Below are 15,259 nucleotides of genomic sequence, written 5' to 3' on the forward strand. Positions count from 1 at the left end.
ATCTTGCACTTTGTGCCCGGGCAAAAGCCGTCTACCGCCCGGAACGAGGGCCGAAAGTGCAAGATCGCGGGGGCGTGGTCGGCGGTTCACACCGTGGTGGGGGGTTCGGTACGGTCTCGGGGAGCGGCGGGACCGGGATCGTCGTACACATGTTCCATCCACAGGCTGTGGACGGCGGAGGGCTCGGATGAGTTACCAGCTCAGCGCGGTCGTCGCGGACGCCGAGCTGCTCCGCGAGCAGACCGCCGACCTCGACCACGCGGTCCTCGGCGAGCTGCGCCAGGACTTCGCGCTGCTGCCGGTCACCCCGCAACTGGTGGAGGAGCTGACCGGGGCGCTGCCCGACTTCTCGACGGCGGAACGGTCACCGGAGGAGCCCTTCCACCTCGTGCTCTCGGCCGCCCTCACCGCGACCCTCGCGCGCTGGTCCCGGTCGGGCCCGGTGGCGTACCTGGAGGCCGAGTTCGCCGGTGGCGCCGGCTACCAGTCGGCGGTCGTGTGGCTCGGCGGCGGGGTGAGCTGGGGGCCGCGCGTCGACCGCCTCTTCGACGGGCCGCGGCCGGAGTGGCCGCTGAACGCCGCGCTCACCCGGATCGGCGTGGAGCCCGGCGCGTGGATCGACCCGTTCGCCGAGCTGGGCCTGCACGTCGAGCGGAACACCGCCGGGTGGCTGGCGCACGGCCGCCGCCGGCTGAGCGCCGACTACTGGGACGAGCTGGCCGAGGAGTGGGAAAGCCGGCAATCTGGGGACGAGCAGCAACCTCAGCGCTCCGGTCCCGTTGGGGACTGGGGGATTCCATGAAATTGCGACAATTCGGCTTTATCGCGACGCTGCTGACGGCTGCCTCGATCGCGGGCAGCGGCGCGCGCCCGTCGTGGCCCGAACTGGACGGTCGGCCCGCCGGGGCCGTCGAGGTGGTCAACCTGAACGGGCTGCGCAACGTCGAGTTCGGCGACACCGAGGACGAGCTGACCCGGCGGGGCATCCTGCGTACCGACGTCGACGCCTGCGGCCCGTCACTCGCCGGGCACGACACCACCAGCCCGATCTTCGTCGACGACCGGCTGGTCCTGCTCTGGCTGGGCGACGCGACGCGCACCCCGGAGGGCGTCACCGCGGGCAGCCCGGTCGACGAGGTCTGGACCCGCTACCCGTCCCTGCGCGAGCTGGACGCTCCACACGGGACGCACCGGTTCGACGGACTGCTCGCCCGGCAGGGCGACCGCGCGTACCTCTTCCTGCACGACGGGCGCTCGGTCCGGAAGATCATCGTCGGGTACGCCGACTGGGCGCAGCGCCTCTTCGACGAGGGCCACAGCCCCTGCTGACCCGCGCCGACGACGGCATCGCCCTGGACGCGCCACGCTGGCCCCCGAGCGATGCCGGAAGCGGAACGCCCGGCCGGTCCCCGCGGACCGACCAGGCGTTCCCGCCGTTGGCGGGTTAGCCCTCAGGAATGGGCGGCCGAGCGCCGGGTAACCGCCCGGGCATGGCGCGGTACACGAAGCCCGAGCTCAGGGAGCAGGTCAAGGAAGAGATCATGGCTTCCGACAAGGGCGGCAGGCCGGGACAGTGGTCGGCACGCAAGTCGCAGCTACTCACCAAGGAGTACCAGAAGCGCGGCGGGGGCTATCAGGGCCCGAAGGACGAGCGGCAGAAGTCCCTGCAGCGCTGGGGCAGCGAGGACTGGCAGACCAAGGAGGGCAGCACCCGAGCGCGGCGCGGCGGCGAGACGAGTCGTTACCTGCCGAAGAAGGCCTGGGAGCAGCTCTCCGAGGAGGAGCGGCGCGCGACGGACGCCAAGAAGCGGAAGGAGTCGAAGTCCGGCAGGCAGTTCGTCGCCAACACCGAGCCGGCCAAACGGGCGCGCAGGGATGCCACGTCGGTCGGGCGGCTGTCGGAGCTGCCGGTCGCCGAGGCGGCCAAGCTCGTCCGGGGCCTCGACACGGGCCAGCTCAGGGCGGCACTGCGGCACGAACGCAACGGCAAGGCCCGCAAGACGCTCATCCAGCGGCTGGAGTCTGAGCTGGACCGGCGCTGACCGGCTGCGCGCCCGGCCCACCGGAGCGCGGACCACAAGCGAGAACGCCCGGCCGATCCTCGCGGATCGACCGGGCGTTCTCGCTGTTCACGAGCGGTGGCGGCGGGATTTGAACCCGCGGAGGGCGTAAACCCTCACACGCTTTCGAGGCGTGCTCCTTAGGCCACTCGGACACGCCACCGCCGACGAGGGTACAGGACCGCGGGTCTGGATGCCGAACCGGTATCCCCGCCTCCGGCCTGGCAGGATCCTTGCCATGAGTACGCACATCGGCGCGAAGCCGGGAGAGATCGCCGAGCGGGTCCTGATGCCGGGCGACCCGCTGCGGGCCAAGTGGATCGCGGAGACCTACCTCGAGGGCGCCCGGTGCTACTCGACGGTCCGGGGCATGCTGGGCTTCACCGGCCGCTGGAACGGCGTCGAGGTCTCCGTCCAGGGCTCCGGCATGGGCATGCCCTCCGCCTCCATCTACGCCCACGAGCTGGTCAACGAGTACGGCGTGAAGACGCTGATCCGGGTGGGCTCCTGCGGCGCCCTCTCGGAGGACCTGCGCCTGCGGGACGTGATCGCGGCGATCGGGTCGTCCACCGACTCGAACATGAACCGGATGCGCTTCGACGGGCTGATCGACTACGCCCCGGTCGCGGACTTCGGGCTGCTGCGCACGTCGGTCGAGGTGGCCGAGCGGCGCGGCATCACCATGCGGGTCGGCCCGATCCTCGCGGCCGACGCCTTCTACACCGACCGCCCGGACCTCTACGACACCCTCGCCGACTACGGCGTGCTGGCGGTCGAGATGGAGTCGGCGGCGCTCTACACGATCGCCGCCCGGTTCAAGGCCCGCGCGCTGACCGTGCTGACCGTCAGCGACCACATCAAGACCGGCGAGAAGACCACCTCCGAGGAGCGCGAGCAGACCTTCAGCCAGATGGTCGAGATCGCCCTGGACACGATCATCGCCTGATCCTTCGTCGGCTCCCGCCGCCCCGCCGTCCCCCGGATGGCGGGGCGGCGTCGCCTTCCGGACGCTCCGGCCGTACGCGGTGCGACGCCGGCTCGGTGACCACCGTCACCCCAAAAAACTATACGACCGGTCGTGCTTATTTATTAGCCTCTGCTCATGACAGTCGACGGACGCGTCGCCCGCGGCGACCGGACCCGCGCCGCCGCGCTGGACGCCGCCGTGATGCTGGCCACCGAGGTCGGCCTGCACGGGCTCTCCCTGGCCCAGCTCGCCGACACGCTCGGGGTCAGCAAGTCCGGCCTGTTCGCGCACTGGCGCTCCAAGGAGGCGCTCCAGCTCGCCACCGTCGACCGGGCGGTCGAGCAGTGGCAGGAGCGGATAGTCGAGCCGGCCCTGCGCGCCCCGAGGGGCGTACGGCGGCTCTGGGCGCTGCACCAGGCCCGCATCGACTTCTACGCCGCCCGGGTGCTCCCCGGTGGCTGCTTCTTCGCCAGCACCGACTTCGAGTACAACGCCCGGCCCGGCCCGGTCCGCGAGCGGCTCGCCGAGGTCTTCGGCCGCTGGACCGCGTTCCTCGAACGGCTCGTCCGGGAGGCCGTCGACGCCGGCGAACTGCCCGCCGACACCGACGTCGCCCAGCTGGCGTACGAGATCGACGCCCTCGGGATCAGCGCCGCGCTGCGCTCCCGGCTGCTGGACCCCGACACCACCTACCGGCACGCCCGCCAGGGCCTGCTGAACCGCCTGCGGGCCCTGTGCCCCGACCCCACCCTGCTACCGGAAGGCCACCCATGAGCCACGCGATCGTCGACCAGCCGGCCGTCGAGTTCGGTCACGTCGAGCACGTCACGGTGCACTTCGACGACCTCGACGCCCTCGGCATCCTGCACAACGCCAGGTACGCGGTGCTGCTGGAGCGGGCCCTGACGCCGTACTGGGCCGAGCGGGGCGTCTCCTTCCAGGCCGGGCGGCAGAGCGCCCCCGACGTGTTCCACGCGGTACGCGAGTTCACCATCACCTACCGCGCCCCCATCACCGGGACCGGGCCCGTGGCGGTGCACTTCTGGCTCGAACACTTCGGCACCAGCAGCGCCGAGTACGCGTACCAGTTCCGCTCCCTCGACGGTCGGGTGGTGCACGCCGAGGGCCGCCGGGCGATCGTCCGGCTCGACCCGGCCACCCTGCGCCCGGCGCCGTGGACGGAGACCGCGCGGGCGGTGGCCGCCACCCTGCTCCGCCCCGCCCCGAGCCCGGCCTGACGCGGTCCGGGTGCGTCCGTCGTCGCGCGGAAGCGACCACGGACGCACCCGGACCGTCAGGCCAGCGCCTCCGTGGGGGCGAGCCGGGCGGCACGGACGGCCGGATACAGGCCGGCGCAGCCGCCGATCACCAGGGTCGCCGCCACGCCGCCGGCCACCGCCCAGGCCGGCACCACGGTCGGCCACCCCTGGGAGAACGCGTAGCCGGCGGTCACCAGGATGCCGAGCAGCACCCCGCCCGCCCCGCCGAGCGCGGAGAGCAGCAACGACTCGGCCAGGAACTGGGTGCGGACCTGCCCCCGGGTGGCGCCCAGCGAGCGGCGCAGCCCGATCTCCGCGCGCCGCTCCAGCACCGAGATGACCATCGTGTTCGCCACCCCGACACCACCGACCAGCAGCGCCACCGCGCCGAGGCCGAGCAGCAGCCCGGTAAACGCCTCGTCGGTGGCCTCCGCGGCCGCCAGCGCGTCCGACGGCCGGGACACCTCCACCTCGTTCGGCGCCTCCGGGTTCGCGGTCGCGCCGAGCACCGACCGGACCGCCTCCACCGACGCCTCCCGGGACCGCGTGTAGACGGTCGTCGGGTGCCCGTCGAAGCCCAGGTACGCCTCCGCCGCCGGCCAGCCGACCAGCGCCGAGCCGTCCAGCTCTTTGGCGAGCGGGGCCGGCGCCAGGATGCCGACCACGGTGAACCAGCGCCCGCCGAGGTGGACCTGCACGTCCGGGCCGGCCGCCCCGAGGCCGAGCCGCCGGGCGGCGGCGTCACCGAGCACCACGGCCGGGTACCGCTCGGTGGCCCCGTTCAGCCAGGTGCCGCTGCGTACCGTCGCGCCCACGGTGTCGAGCAGCCCGAGCTGGGCGGCCCGGGTGGCGATGCCGCCCGTCTCGCCCGCCGGGATGCGGTCGGAGCGGTAGACCGGCGTGTCCGGCACCTGCCCGGTGGCGGCCGCCCCGGTCACCGGCCCGATCCGGCGGATCATGGCGACCGACTCCACCGGGAGCCGGGCCTGGTCGCCGAAGAGCGTGCTGCCCGGGGCCACGGTGAGCAGGTTGGTGCCGAGCCGGTCCAGCGTGCGATCCAGGTCGGCGCGGGACGACGACGAGATGCCGACCACCGCCACCATCGCCGCGATGCCGATCGCGATGCCCAGCGCGGAGAGGAACGCGCGCAGCGGCCGGGTGCGCAGCCCCACCCCACCGACCCGGAGCACGTCCGCCGGCCCCAGCCGGGCCGGGACCAGCGGCGGTCGGGTGTCCACGACCGTCAGCCCACGCCTGTCGCGCCGGGTGTCCACGGCCATCAGCGCACCCCCACGACGGCCGGCTGCGCCGAGTCGGCCACCACCCGGCCGTCCCGCATCCGCACCTGGCGGGGCAGCCCGTCGGCGATCTCCCGGTCGTGCGTGATCACCACGACCGTGGTGCCGGCCGCGTGCAGCTCGCGCAGCAGCGTGAGCACCCCGGCGCCGGCCGCCGAGTCGAGGTTGCCGGTCGGCTCGTCGGCGAGCAGCACCGCCGGCTCCCCGACCACCGCCCGGGCGACCGCGACCCGCTGCCGCTCGCCGCCGGAGAGTTCGTGCGGCCGGTGCGCCAGCCGGTGACCCAGCCCGACCCGGTCGAGCGCGGCCTCCGCGCGCCGCCGCCGCTCCCGTCGGGGCACGCCGGCGTAGAGCAGCCCGTCCGCGACGTTGTCCAGCACCGGCGTGCCGGCGGCGAGGTGGAACTGCTGGAAGACGAAGCCGATCCGGCGGGCCCGCAGCGCGGCCAGCCGGCGGTCCGGCAGGGTCGCCACGTCGTGCCCGTCGATCCGGACCCGGCCGGCGGACGGGCGGTCCAGCGTGCCGATCAGGTGCAGCATCGTGGACTTGCCCGACCCGGACGGGCCCACGATCGCCAGCAGCTCGCCGTACCCGATCCGCAGCGACACCTCGCGCAGCGCCACCACCCCGCCCGGGTACGTCCGGCTCACCCCGTCCAACACGACGGCGTCGGCGGTCATGCCGGCATCCCCACGGTCATGCCCTCGGCCACGTCCGGGCCGCTGATCTCGACCTGACCGGCGGCGAAGAGCCCGGTGGTGACCGGGACGATCCGGCTCCGCCCCGCGTCGACCACCTCCACCCCGTAGCCGCCCTCGGCGAGGGCCAGCAGCGCGGCCACCGGCACGGTGAGCACGTCGGGCCGCTCGGCCGCGGTGAAGGTGACCTCCACCGACGCCTGGTCGTACCCGGCGAGCTTCGCCGGGTCGGCCAGCGACACGGTGACCTCGATCTTCGTCTCCGCCTCCGTGGACTGCCCGGCAGCGCCGCCCGTGCCGGCGTCGATCACCGTCTGCACGCTCTCGATCTTCCCGGCGACGGGCTCGCCGCCCGGCAGGCCGACGTCGACCGCGCCGCCCTTCTTCGCCAGCCGCTGGTCGTCGACGTCCAGCTCGACGGTGACCAGCCGGCTGGTGCCGGTGTACGTCAACACCGCCTGGCCCGGCTGGGCCGCGTCCCCGGGCGCCGCCTGGTGGCTCTCCACCCGGACCGCGCCGGCCGCGTAGACGACCCGGCCCGGCTCGACCCGGCCGGTCTCGGGCAGCCCCAGCTCCTCCTGCCACTGCCGGACCGCGTCGGCGGTGCCGCCGGTGTACTCGTCGTCGACCGTGAAGCCGTCGTGGCCGAGCGCCCGCAGGTTCCGCTCGAACTGCTCGACGTCCGCCCCCTCCACCCCGGGTTCGAGCACCCGGTACGCGGGCAGCGACCCGTACAGCAGCAGCACCGGGTCGTTGTCCACGGCGTACAGCCGCCCGCCCCGCCGCACCGTCGCACCGGTGTCCGGCACCGCGGTGATCGTCCCGGTGAGCCGGGCGGTGGCGGTGCGGGTGGTGCCGTACCCCAGCTCGCCGTCGACGGTCTGGGCGTCGGTCAGCGTCCGCCGGGTGACCGTGGCGGTGGCCGGCGGGGCGGTGTCGGCGGCGGCGGTGCTGCTGCGGTCGGTCCCGTCGAAGCCCACCGCGGCGACGACACCGGCGGCGGCCGCGACCACGACGGCGGCGGTCAGCGCGACCGTCCGGAGCCGGAACCGGCGAGCGTTCACCGCGCGGCTCCGGCGATCTTCGGCGCATACTGCCGGCACTTCTCCATCGCGGCCTTCACCTTCGCGTCCTTGACGTCGACCGCGTCGAGCCGCAGCTGGATGCCGCCTTCCGCGGAGGGGTCCGGGAACTCGGGCACGCCGTTCTCGCGCATGCAGGCGGAGAACTTGCGCAGCCGCTCCACCTGCTCCGGGTCGAGCTTGCGCTTCTCCCCGCCGTTCGGCAGGTGCTGACGGCACTTCTCCATGGCCGCCTGCACCTTGGCCGGGTCGGTCTGCCCGTCGAACCGGAACAGCCGGCCGCCGCCCGGCTCCGGGTCCGGCACCTCCACCCCGTTCTCCCGCATGCACTCGGCGAACCTCAGCTGCCGTTCCTCGTCGCTGAGCTGGGCGGCGGCGGAGGCCGGCACCGGTTCGGCGCCGCCGGCTCCGCCCGCCGTCGCCACCGCCGGTCCGTCGCCGGGCCCGCCGCAGCCGGCGGCGGCCAGGGCGACCAGCAGCGGCACCGCGAGTAGTCCTCGTCGCATGACACGCTTCCTCTCCGCCCGGCGAGAGCCGCCGGGCGCTTCCCGATGGGCCCGACGGAAGCCGCCGGGCACCCCCCGTTCGGCCCGGCGGTCCGCCGGGCGTCCCGGTCAGTCGACGGCAAGGGGCGTATCCCGGGCGTAACCGTCGGCGTTAACGGCGGCGTTATCCGGGGCGCGGCACCATTGGCGGGTGAGAGTGCTGGTGGTGGAGGACGAGAGCCTGCTCGCGGAGAGCATCGCCGAGTGGCTGCGCCGGGAGGCGTTCGCGGTGGACGTCGCGTACGACGGCGACGCGGCGCTGGAGCGGCTCGGCGTCAACGACTACGACGTGGTCGTCCTCGACCGGGACCTGCCGCTGGTACACGGCGACGAGGTGTGCCGGGCGATCGTGGACGGCGGCGGGGAGACCCGGGTGCTGATGCTCACCGCGGCGGCGGCCGTCCGGGAGCGGGTGGCCGGCCTGGCGCTCGGCGCCGACGACTACCTGACCAAGCCGTTCGCCCTGGTCGAGCTCTCGGCCCGGGTGCACGCGCTGAGCCGGCGGGCCCGCCGGGCCGCACCGCCCACCCTGGTCCGGGCCGGCATCGTGGTCGACCCGGGCCGCCGCGAGGTGCACCGGGACGGCCGGTACGTGCCGCTGTCCCGCAAGGAGTTCGCGGTGCTGGTCGAGCTGCTGCGCGCCGACGGCGCGGTGGTCTCCGCCGAGGAACTGCTGGAACGGGCCTGGGACGAGCACATCGACCCGTTCACCAACGTGGTCCGGGTCACCGTGATGAAGCTGCGCCGCAAGCTGGGCGACCCGCCGGTGGTCGAGACCGTGCCCGGTGTGGGATACCGGATCTCGTGAAGCGCCTCTCGCTGCGGGCCCGGCTGACCCTGATCTACGGCGGCCTCTTCCTGGTCGCCGGGCTGGTCCTGCTCGCGGTCACCTACGTGCTGGTCGAGCAGCGCACGGCGCAGCCGTTCGGGGTGGCGCTGCGCGACGTCAAGCCGGTCGTCCACGGGGTGGAGACCAAGCTCGACGGCGTCCAGGCCGAGCAACTGCGGCTGCTGGTCAACAGGGCCCAGGACGACGCCCGGGAGCAGACCCTGTACTCGCTGCTCACCCAGGGTGGCATCGCGCTGACCCTGGTCTCCGTGGTGGCCATCGCGTTCGGGTGGCTGGTCGCCGGCCGGGCGCTGCAACCGCTGCACCAGATCACCGGGACCGCCCGGCGGATCGCCGGCGCCGACGTGGCCGGACGAGGGCTGCACGAACGCATCTCGCTGCACGGGCCGCGGGACGAGGTCCGGGAGCTGGCGGACACCTTCGACGAGATGGTGGAGCGGCTCGACCGCTCGTTCGACGGGCAGCGCCGGTTCGTCGCGAACGCCTCGCACGAGCTGCGCACCCCGCTGGCGCTCAACCGTGCGCTGATCGAGCTGGCCGTCACCCGGCCGGGCGCGTCCGAGGACGTCCGCCGGCTGGGCGAGTCGCTGCTCGCGGTGAACGAGCGGCACGAACGGCTGATCGACGGCCTGCTCACCCTGGCCGACTCGGAGAACGAACTGACCGCCCGGTCCCGGGTCGACCTCGCCGAGGTGGCCACGCACGTCGTCGACCAGGCGGTCCGGGCGGGCGACGGGCCGGCGGTGACCCGGGAGCTGGCGGCGGCGCCGGTCACGGGCGACCCGGTGCTGCTGGAACGGCTCACCACCAACCTGGTGGAGAACGCGCTGCGGCACAACCTGCCGGCCGGCGGGTGGGTCGCGGTCAGCACCGGCCTGGTGGCCGGGCGGCCGACGCTGACCGTGAGCAACACCGGCCCGGCGGTGCCCGGCTACGAGGTGGAGACCATCTTCGAGCCGTTCCGCCGGCTCTCCGGGGAGCGGGTCGGCGGTGGCCGCGGGTTCGGCCTGGGGCTGTCCATCGTCCGGGCGGTGGCCCGGGCGCACGGCGGCACGGTGACGGCCCGGCCCCGCGACGGGGGCGGGCTGGACGTCACGGTCGAGCTGCCGCCCGCCTGATCCGCACCCTCCCCGGGCGGTCAGCGGAAGAAGGCGCGCAGCAGCGCGGCGCTCTCCGGCTCCAGGACGCCGCCGTAGACCTCCGGCCGGTGGTTGAGCCGGCGGTCGCGCAGCACGTCCCAGAGCGAGCCGGCCGCTCCGGTCTTCGGCTCCCAGGCGCCGAACACCACAGTGGACACCCGAGCCAGCACCAGCGCGCCCGCGCACATGGTGCAGGGCTCCAGGGTGACCACCAGCGTGCAGCCGTCGAGCCGCCAGCGGCCCAACCGCTCGGCGGCCCGGCGCAACGCCAGCACCTCGGCGTGCGCGGTCGGGTCGCCGGTCAGCTCGCGCTCGTTGCGCCCGATCGCCAGCTCGGCGCCGTCCGGCCCGTAGAGCACCGCGCCGACCGGGATGTCGTCCGCGCCGCCGTCGCCGTCCGCGCCGGCGGAGGCGGGACCGGTGACCGCCACCTCCAGCGCCCGGCGCATCCACACCTCGTGCCGCTGCCGCCGACCGGCGCCGTCCGGGTCGGCCAGCCACTCGTCGGCGCCGGGCCCGACCCGGCCGACCGAGCCCGGGGTCGGCTGCCCCGGTCGTACGGTCTCCAGAGCCGGATCGGTGGCGTCGGCCGGCTCGCCGCCGCCCGCCCCCGACCGGCCCGGCCCGACGGACCCGTCAGACCTCACGCAGCTCCTCGACCTCGTCGGCGCAGCCGAGCACCTGGCACACCTCGGCGGTGACGTCGGCGGGCATCATGCCCTCGTGCGCGCAGAGGTTGAGCAGCTTCTGCGCGGAGACCCCCAGGTCGGCCAGGATGTCGGCGTCGCCGACCGGGTCGGCCTCGGGGTCGACGGCGGGCTGCTCGGTCTCCTCGTCGCCGGAGGGGGCCGGGCGCGGCTCGTCGGTGTCGTCCAGCCCCGTCACCGAGGTCTTGAGGTCGCCGACCAGCAGGGCGCCCAGCCGGGACTCCTCCGCGTACGCCGAGTCGGAACCGAAGACCCGCAGGTCCTCCCCCTCGTCCAGGCGCAGGATCACCAGGTACGCGTCCTCCGCCTCGACGAAGAGCAGCGACAGGTCGGCGTCCTGGTCGACGTCGCGCAGCCGGTCGGCGACCTCGTCGAGGTCGGTGACACCCCGCAGGTTCACCTCGGCGGCGGTCCAACCGCTGTCGTCACGCACGACCGCCGCAGCGAAGTACGACACGGTCCCCCCAATAAGCCTCAGCACGCCGACCCGTTACGCGTGCACGTTAGCCGGTCGGGTCGGCAGGCGACCGGTCAACGCCCCGAAGGGCCGGTCAATCCTGGGGAAAACTCGTCAGCCCGCGACGCGACGGCGGGTGGCGATGAGCTCCCGCAGCCGCTCGCTGCGTACCCGCTGCGGCCGCTCGCGCTGGCGGACCGCCCGGGCACCCGCCAACTCGGCGAGGAGCTGCTGGCGACGACGGCTGCGCTCGGGATCGAGGCGCGGAGTGGTCCAGGCCATACCGCCGAGGGTGCCGAGTCCGGGCGGCCACGTCAAGACGGGATTCGCTGCGCAGCCGGCCCGCGACGCAGCGCAGCCGCGCGAACCGGGCACCCGCGACGACGGCCTACCAGAGCGGCCAGTTTCCGCTCGACGCCCAGCGGGCCGCCACGATGGCGGCGGCGATGCTCCACCCGCCGGCGGTGACGATCGCGATGCCGGTGGCCACCCCCCGGTCGCCCGCGCGGACCAGCAGCAGCGCGGCCAGCCAGGCCAGCCCGCCGGCCAGCACCGTCCACCAGGCGTACTCGAACACGCTGCGGCCGAGCAGGCCGAACAGGAGCAGCCAGAGGGTTGCCGCGCCGCCGCCCGCGGCGACGCCCGCGCCGGTGACCGGGTGCGGCTCGCGGTAGGTGGGCCGCGACGGCGGCCCGGCCGGGAAGAGCCCCGAGGGGGCGCGCGGCGCCGGCCGGAAGCCAGGGTCGGGCGGAAAGGCGTACCGTCCGGTCGTCACCGACCCCTCCCCTCCGCCGTGGACCTCGTCCCACCGTACCGACTCTGTCAGGATGTCCGGATGCCCTCGCCGACGATCGGACGCCGCCGCGCGCGTCCGGCGTACCCGGTCCTGTTGCTGCTCGTGCCGGTGCTGGCCGCCGGCTGCGCGACGACCCGGCCCGGGCCGGTGCCCGACACCCCCCGCGCGAGCCTGCCCGCCACGGCCGCGCAGCCGGCGCCGCCCTCCGCCGCCCCGACCGGCCCGTCGGCGGCGCCGACCCGCGCCGGGCTGCCGCATGTCTTTCCGGTACGCGCGGCGGACGTCGCCTACCACCCGACCCATTCGGCCTACCCGGGGACGGACATCTTCGCCGACTGCGGCGAGCCCGTGGTGGCGGTGATCGACGGCGTGATCCTGGAGGTCAGCCGGGTCGACCGGTTCGACAGGCGGGGCCCTCGGGGGCCCCACAACGGCGGGCTGTCGGTCTCGCTGCTCGGCGACGACGGGGTGCGCTACTACGGCTCGCACCTGCGGGAGATCGCCGACGGGATCGACGCGGGGGTGCGGGTGCGGGCCGGGCAGCGGCTCGGCGCGGTCGGCAAGACGGGCAACGCGAACAACGTCTGCCACCTGCACTTCGGCATCTCCCCGCCGTGCACCGGCCGGGACGGTTGGTGGATCCGGCGGGGCGTGGTGTGGCCGGCGCCGTACCTGGACTCGTGGCGGCGCGAGGGCAACCGGGAGCCGGCCGCCGAGGTGGCCGCGTGGCACCGCCGGCACGGCTGCCCGAAGGCTCCGGCGACGACGGGCTGACCGCCCCTCGGGGCCGGACGTCCCCGACGCCCGCCCAGCGCCCGCCCGGCGCCCGCCCGGCGCCTGCAATTGTCGACATCAGTGGTTCACCGCTCGGAAACATTGACGAGAGTCAAGCTGCTGGGCTAGCGTCCCGCCTCAAGAGAGCGCTCTCCGAAGCGACTTTCCTGACAATTCGCATGCCGGCCCGCACCCCGTCCCCGACCGGCACTCCCCCGACCGGAGGCACTGTGAAACCTCCCGCGACCCGCCGCACCTGGGCCGTGGCGGCCACCTCCGCCCTGGCCCTCGCCCTCGGCGGCCTGGCCGTCGTCGCCACCACCCCCGCCGAGGCCGCCACCGTCGGCGCCGGCAGCTACACCACCGACCGCGTCGGCCCCCTGCCCACCGGCTGCGGGGACATGACCACCAACCCCCGGCAGTTCGCCACCGCCGACGCGCCCGCCGGGCCGATCCCCACCAACGACTGGTGGTCGTCCCTGCTGTGGAAGCGGACCAACTGCTCCTACAGTGAGCCGCTGCACGCCCACCCCGTCTCCTACCAGCCCTTCGGCGACGGGCTCGGCCTCTCGGCCACCTCCACCCCGTCGGTCGGCGGCAGCCCCACCGGCGTCGGCGAGTTCAAGTACGCGTACGCCGAGGACATCCGGGTCGGCGTGGCCGCGCTCGGCGCCCCCGTCGTCAAGGTCGACGGCTGGACCGACTGGACCGTCACCCCGTACTGGAACGACGGCGCCCGCACCATGCGGGCCACCATCGGCCACGGCCTGCCGTTCGCGTACTTCCGCACCAGCGGCGGCGACGCCCTGGTCAACGCCACCGGCGGCAGCGCCACGGTCTGGTCGAACAGCGGCGCCACGATCGGCTTCACCGTCCGGGGGCACGACTACGTCGCGTACGCGCCCACCGGCGCCACCTGGTCCGTCAACGGCGGACGGATCACGTCCAACCTGGCCGGCAGGGGCTACTTCTCGGTCGCCCTGCTGCCCACCACGCCGAGCACCGACGCCGCGTCCCGCGCCGAACTGGCCGCCACCTACGGCCGGTACGCCCACGCCCACGTCACCGGCACCCGGGTCTCGTACGCGTACGACCCGGCGACCAGCACCGTCACCACCACGTACGCCTTCACCACGACGCCCCGGGAGGGCACCGCCACCCGGACGGTGGCCAGCCTCTACCCGCACCAGTGGCGCTCGCTGACCGGCGCCACCCCGCTGGCGCTGACCTATCCGTCGGCGCGCGGCCGGATGAAGGTGCTCGCCGGCGTCGACGCGTTCCGCACCTCGATGAGGTTCCACGGGGTGCTGCCGGAGGTGCCCGCCGTGGCGACCGGCGCCGGAGCCGACCTGACCACGCTGCGCAACCACCTGGCGGCGGTGCGGGGCAACCCGATGGACCAGCGCGGCACCGACACCTACTGGACGGGCAAGGGCCTGGGCCGGGCCGCCCGGATCGCCGAGATCGCCGACCAGGTCGGCGACGCGGAGACCCGGACCGCCGCGCTGAACGCCATCCGGGGCACGCTCACCGACTGGCTCACCGCCACGCCCGGCGAGACCGAGGGCGTCTTCCACTACGACCGCAACTGGGGCACCCTCATCGGCTACCCGGCCTCCTACGGCTCCGACCAGGAACTCAACGACCACCACTTCCACTACGGCTACTTCGTCGCCGCCGCCGCCACCCTGGCCAAGTTCGACCCGGCCTGGGCCCGCCAGGACCAGTACGGCGGCATGGTCGACCTGCTGATCCGGGACGCGAACAACTACGACCGCGCCGACGGCCGCTTCCCGTACCTGCGGGACTTCGACATCTACGCCGGGCACGACTGGGCCGCCGGGCACGGCTCGTTCCACGCCGGCAACAACCAGGAGTCCTCGTCCGAGGGGATGAACTTCGCCAGTGCCCTCATCCAGTGGGGACAGGCCACCGGCAACACCGCCGTGCGGGACGCCGGCATCTTCATCCACACCACCCAGGCCGCCGCGATCCAGGAGTACTGGTTCGACGTGACCGACGAGAACTACCCGGCGACGTTCGGGCACTCGACGGTCGGCATGGTCTGGGGCGACGGCGGGGCGTACGCCACCTGGTTCAGCGCGGAGCCGGAGATGATCCAGGGCATCAACATGCTCCCGATCACCGGCGGGCACCTCTACCTCGGCCACCACCCGGCCTACAACCGGGCGAACTACCAGGAGCTGGTCCGCAACAACGGCGGCGAGCCGACGGTGTGGCAGGACATCCACTGGCAGTTCCTGGCGCTCGGCGACCCCGACGCGGCCCTGGCGAAGCTCCGCGCCAACCCCGGCCACACCCCGGAGGAGGGCGAGAGCCGGGCGCACACCTTCCACTGGATCCGCAACCTCGCCGCGCTCGGCCAGGTCCACACCGGCGTCACCGCCAACCACCCCCTGGCGGCGGTCTTCCAGCGCAACGGCGCCCGCACCTACGTGGCGAGCAACATCACCGCCGCGCCGCTGACGGTGACGTTCTCCGACGGCACGCGGCTCGACGTGCCGGCGGGCCGGACGGCGACCGGCGGCGCGCACACCTGGAGCGGCGGCACCGCGACCGGCGGGGTGACCGGCCCGACCCCGCCCACCACCACCCCGCCCACCACG

At 74.4% G+C, this 15,259-nt stretch carries 18 protein-coding genes and 1 tRNA gene; 10 read left to right on the forward strand and 9 right to left on the reverse strand.

Annotated features, from left to right (window positions below; translation table 11 throughout):
- Positions 1 to 187 precede the first annotated feature (187 nt).
- The 3 genes from ACSNOB_RS28880 to ACSNOB_RS28890 all read left to right on the forward strand — a co-directional run bounded on the left by ACSNOB_RS28880 (position 188) and on the right by ACSNOB_RS28890 (position 2,042).
- Complete coding sequence (locus tag ACSNOB_RS28880) at positions 188 to 802, forward strand: hypothetical protein (RefSeq protein ID WP_436690209.1); 615 nt, start codon at positions 188 to 190, stop codon at positions 800 to 802.
- A 32-nt stretch (positions 803 to 834) separates the two neighbouring features.
- Positions 835 to 1,329: a hypothetical protein gene (locus ACSNOB_RS28885; protein WP_436690243.1), complete on the forward strand. Its 495-nt coding sequence runs from the start codon at positions 835 to 837 to the stop codon at positions 1,327 to 1,329.
- A gap of 161 nt (positions 1,330 to 1,490) precedes the next feature.
- Complete coding sequence (locus ACSNOB_RS28890; protein WP_436690211.1) at positions 1,491 to 2,042, forward strand: DUF5872 domain-containing protein; 552 nt, start codon at positions 1,491 to 1,493, stop codon at positions 2,040 to 2,042.
- A gap of 94 nt (positions 2,043 to 2,136) precedes the next feature.
- On the opposite strand, the gene ACSNOB_RS28895 is transcribed toward ACSNOB_RS28890, so the two are convergent.
- Positions 2,137 to 2,223 (reverse strand) — tRNA-Ser (locus ACSNOB_RS28895).
- A 75-nt stretch (positions 2,224 to 2,298) separates the two neighbouring features.
- Between ACSNOB_RS28895 and deoD the strand changes: the two genes are divergently transcribed.
- From deoD to ACSNOB_RS28910, 3 genes are all read left to right on the forward strand, one after another.
- Entirely contained in the window at positions 2,299 to 3,006 is a 708-nt protein-coding gene (gene deoD / locus ACSNOB_RS28900) for a purine-nucleoside phosphorylase (RefSeq protein ID WP_436690213.1), read from the forward strand.
- Between the two features lie 156 nt (positions 3,007 to 3,162).
- Positions 3,163 to 3,801, forward strand: coding sequence for a TetR/AcrR family transcriptional regulator (locus ACSNOB_RS28905; protein ID WP_436690215.1), 639 nt, complete (start codon positions 3,163 to 3,165; stop codon positions 3,799 to 3,801).
- The gene (locus ACSNOB_RS28910) at positions 3,798 to 4,265 is read left to right on the forward strand and encodes an acyl-CoA thioesterase (RefSeq protein ID WP_436690217.1); all 468 of its coding nucleotides are present in this window, start codon (positions 3,798 to 3,800) and stop codon (positions 4,263 to 4,265) included. The genes ACSNOB_RS28905 and ACSNOB_RS28910 overlap by 4 nt, the downstream gene beginning before the upstream one ends.
- Before the next feature lie 56 nt (positions 4,266 to 4,321).
- Here the strand turns inward: ACSNOB_RS28910 and ACSNOB_RS28915 are convergent, their stop codons facing one another.
- The 4 genes from ACSNOB_RS28915 to ACSNOB_RS28930 are packed head-to-tail and all read right to left on the reverse strand — an operon-like array spanning position 4,322 to position 7,870.
- Entirely contained in the window at positions 4,322 to 5,566 is a 1,245-nt protein-coding gene (locus tag ACSNOB_RS28915) for an ABC transporter permease (protein ID WP_436690222.1), read from the reverse strand.
- Positions 5,566 to 6,264 (reverse strand): ABC transporter ATP-binding protein, encoded by a 699-nt coding sequence (locus ACSNOB_RS28920; RefSeq protein WP_436690226.1) that lies wholly within the window; start codon positions 6,262 to 6,264, stop codon positions 5,566 to 5,568. The genes ACSNOB_RS28915 and ACSNOB_RS28920 overlap by 1 nt, the downstream gene beginning before the upstream one ends.
- The gene (locus ACSNOB_RS28925; RefSeq protein WP_436690228.1) at positions 6,261 to 7,346 is read right to left on the reverse strand and encodes a peptidoglycan-binding protein; all 1,086 of its coding nucleotides are present in this window, start codon (positions 7,344 to 7,346) and stop codon (positions 6,261 to 6,263) included. Before ACSNOB_RS28925 ends, ACSNOB_RS28920 begins: the two co-directional genes overlap by 4 nt.
- The gene (locus ACSNOB_RS28930; RefSeq protein WP_436690230.1) at positions 7,343 to 7,870 is read right to left on the reverse strand and encodes a hypothetical protein; all 528 of its coding nucleotides are present in this window, start codon (positions 7,868 to 7,870) and stop codon (positions 7,343 to 7,345) included. The genes ACSNOB_RS28925 and ACSNOB_RS28930 overlap by 4 nt, the downstream gene beginning before the upstream one ends.
- Before the next feature lie 190 nt (positions 7,871 to 8,060).
- Between ACSNOB_RS28930 and ACSNOB_RS28935 the strand changes: the two genes are divergently transcribed.
- Complete coding sequence (locus ACSNOB_RS28935; protein WP_436690232.1) at positions 8,061 to 8,717, forward strand: response regulator transcription factor; 657 nt, start codon at positions 8,061 to 8,063, stop codon at positions 8,715 to 8,717.
- Complete coding sequence (locus ACSNOB_RS28940; protein ID WP_436690234.1) at positions 8,714 to 9,877, forward strand: sensor histidine kinase; 1,164 nt, start codon at positions 8,714 to 8,716, stop codon at positions 9,875 to 9,877. Before ACSNOB_RS28935 ends, ACSNOB_RS28940 begins: the two co-directional genes overlap by 4 nt.
- A 20-nt stretch (positions 9,878 to 9,897) precedes the next feature.
- On the opposite strand, the gene ACSNOB_RS28945 is transcribed toward ACSNOB_RS28940, so the two are convergent.
- The 4 genes from ACSNOB_RS28945 to ACSNOB_RS28960 all read right to left on the reverse strand — a co-directional run bounded on the left by ACSNOB_RS28945 (position 9,898) and on the right by ACSNOB_RS28960 (position 11,837).
- Positions 9,898 to 10,545: a nucleoside deaminase gene (locus ACSNOB_RS28945; protein ID WP_393112811.1), complete on the reverse strand. Its 648-nt coding sequence runs from the start codon at positions 10,543 to 10,545 to the stop codon at positions 9,898 to 9,900.
- Complete coding sequence (locus ACSNOB_RS28950) at positions 10,535 to 11,062, reverse strand: tRNA adenosine deaminase-associated protein (RefSeq protein ID WP_436690236.1); 528 nt, start codon at positions 11,060 to 11,062, stop codon at positions 10,535 to 10,537. Before ACSNOB_RS28950 ends, ACSNOB_RS28945 begins: the two co-directional genes overlap by 11 nt.
- Positions 11,063 to 11,176: 114 nt before the next feature.
- The gene (locus ACSNOB_RS28955; protein WP_350709602.1) at positions 11,177 to 11,344 is read right to left on the reverse strand and encodes a hypothetical protein; all 168 of its coding nucleotides are present in this window, start codon (positions 11,342 to 11,344) and stop codon (positions 11,177 to 11,179) included.
- 106 nt (positions 11,345 to 11,450) lie between these two features.
- A complete protein-coding gene (locus ACSNOB_RS28960; RefSeq protein ID WP_393112807.1) occupies positions 11,451 to 11,837 on the reverse strand; it encodes a hypothetical protein in 387 nt (128 codons plus the stop codon).
- A gap of 60 nt (positions 11,838 to 11,897) precedes the next feature.
- Here ACSNOB_RS28960 and ACSNOB_RS28965 point away from each other — a divergent pair, with 60 nt between their 5' ends.
- Both ACSNOB_RS28965 and ACSNOB_RS28970 read left to right on the forward strand, forming a co-directional pair.
- The gene (locus tag ACSNOB_RS28965; RefSeq protein ID WP_436690239.1) at positions 11,898 to 12,632 is read left to right on the forward strand and encodes a M23 family metallopeptidase; all 735 of its coding nucleotides are present in this window, start codon (positions 11,898 to 11,900) and stop codon (positions 12,630 to 12,632) included.
- Between the two features lie 230 nt (positions 12,633 to 12,862).
- Positions 12,863 to 15,259, forward strand: a 2,397-nt coding sequence (locus tag ACSNOB_RS28970) for a glycosyl hydrolase (RefSeq protein ID WP_436690241.1), incomplete at its 3' end; no start/stop codon positions are given.

This window comes from Micromonospora sp. URMC 106 (assembly GCF_051386395.1).
Classification (GTDB): Bacteria; Actinomycetota; Actinomycetes; order Mycobacteriales; family Micromonosporaceae; genus Micromonospora.

Coding starts and splice junctions, on each gene's coding strand:
- ACSNOB_RS28965 (WP_436690239.1), top strand. CDS start 11,898: ATGCCCTCGCCGACGATCGGACGCCGCCGCGCGCGTCCGGCGTACCCG.
- deoD (WP_436690213.1), top strand. CDS start 2,299: ATGAGTACGCACATCGGCGCGAAGCCGGGAGAGATCGCCGAGCGGGTC.
- ACSNOB_RS28955 (WP_350709602.1), bottom strand. CDS start 11,344: ATGGCCTGGACCACTCCGCGCCTCGATCCCGAGCGCAGCCGTCGTCGC.
- ACSNOB_RS28930 (WP_436690230.1), bottom strand. CDS start 7,870: ATGCGACGAGGACTACTCGCGGTGCCGCTGCTGGTCGCCCTGGCCGCC.
- ACSNOB_RS28920 (WP_436690226.1), bottom strand. CDS start 6,264: ATGACCGCCGACGCCGTCGTGTTGGACGGGGTGAGCCGGACGTACCCG.
- ACSNOB_RS28910 (WP_436690217.1), top strand. CDS start 3,798: ATGAGCCACGCGATCGTCGACCAGCCGGCCGTCGAGTTCGGTCACGTC.
- ACSNOB_RS28905 (WP_436690215.1), top strand. CDS start 3,163: ATGACAGTCGACGGACGCGTCGCCCGCGGCGACCGGACCCGCGCCGCC.
- ACSNOB_RS28880 (WP_436690209.1), top strand. CDS start 188: ATGAGTTACCAGCTCAGCGCGGTCGTCGCGGACGCCGAGCTGCTCCGC.
- ACSNOB_RS28890 (WP_436690211.1), top strand. CDS start 1,491: ATGGCGCGGTACACGAAGCCCGAGCTCAGGGAGCAGGTCAAGGAAGAG.
- ACSNOB_RS28915 (WP_436690222.1), bottom strand. CDS start 5,566: ATGGCCGTGGACACCCGGCGCGACAGGCGTGGGCTGACGGTCGTGGAC.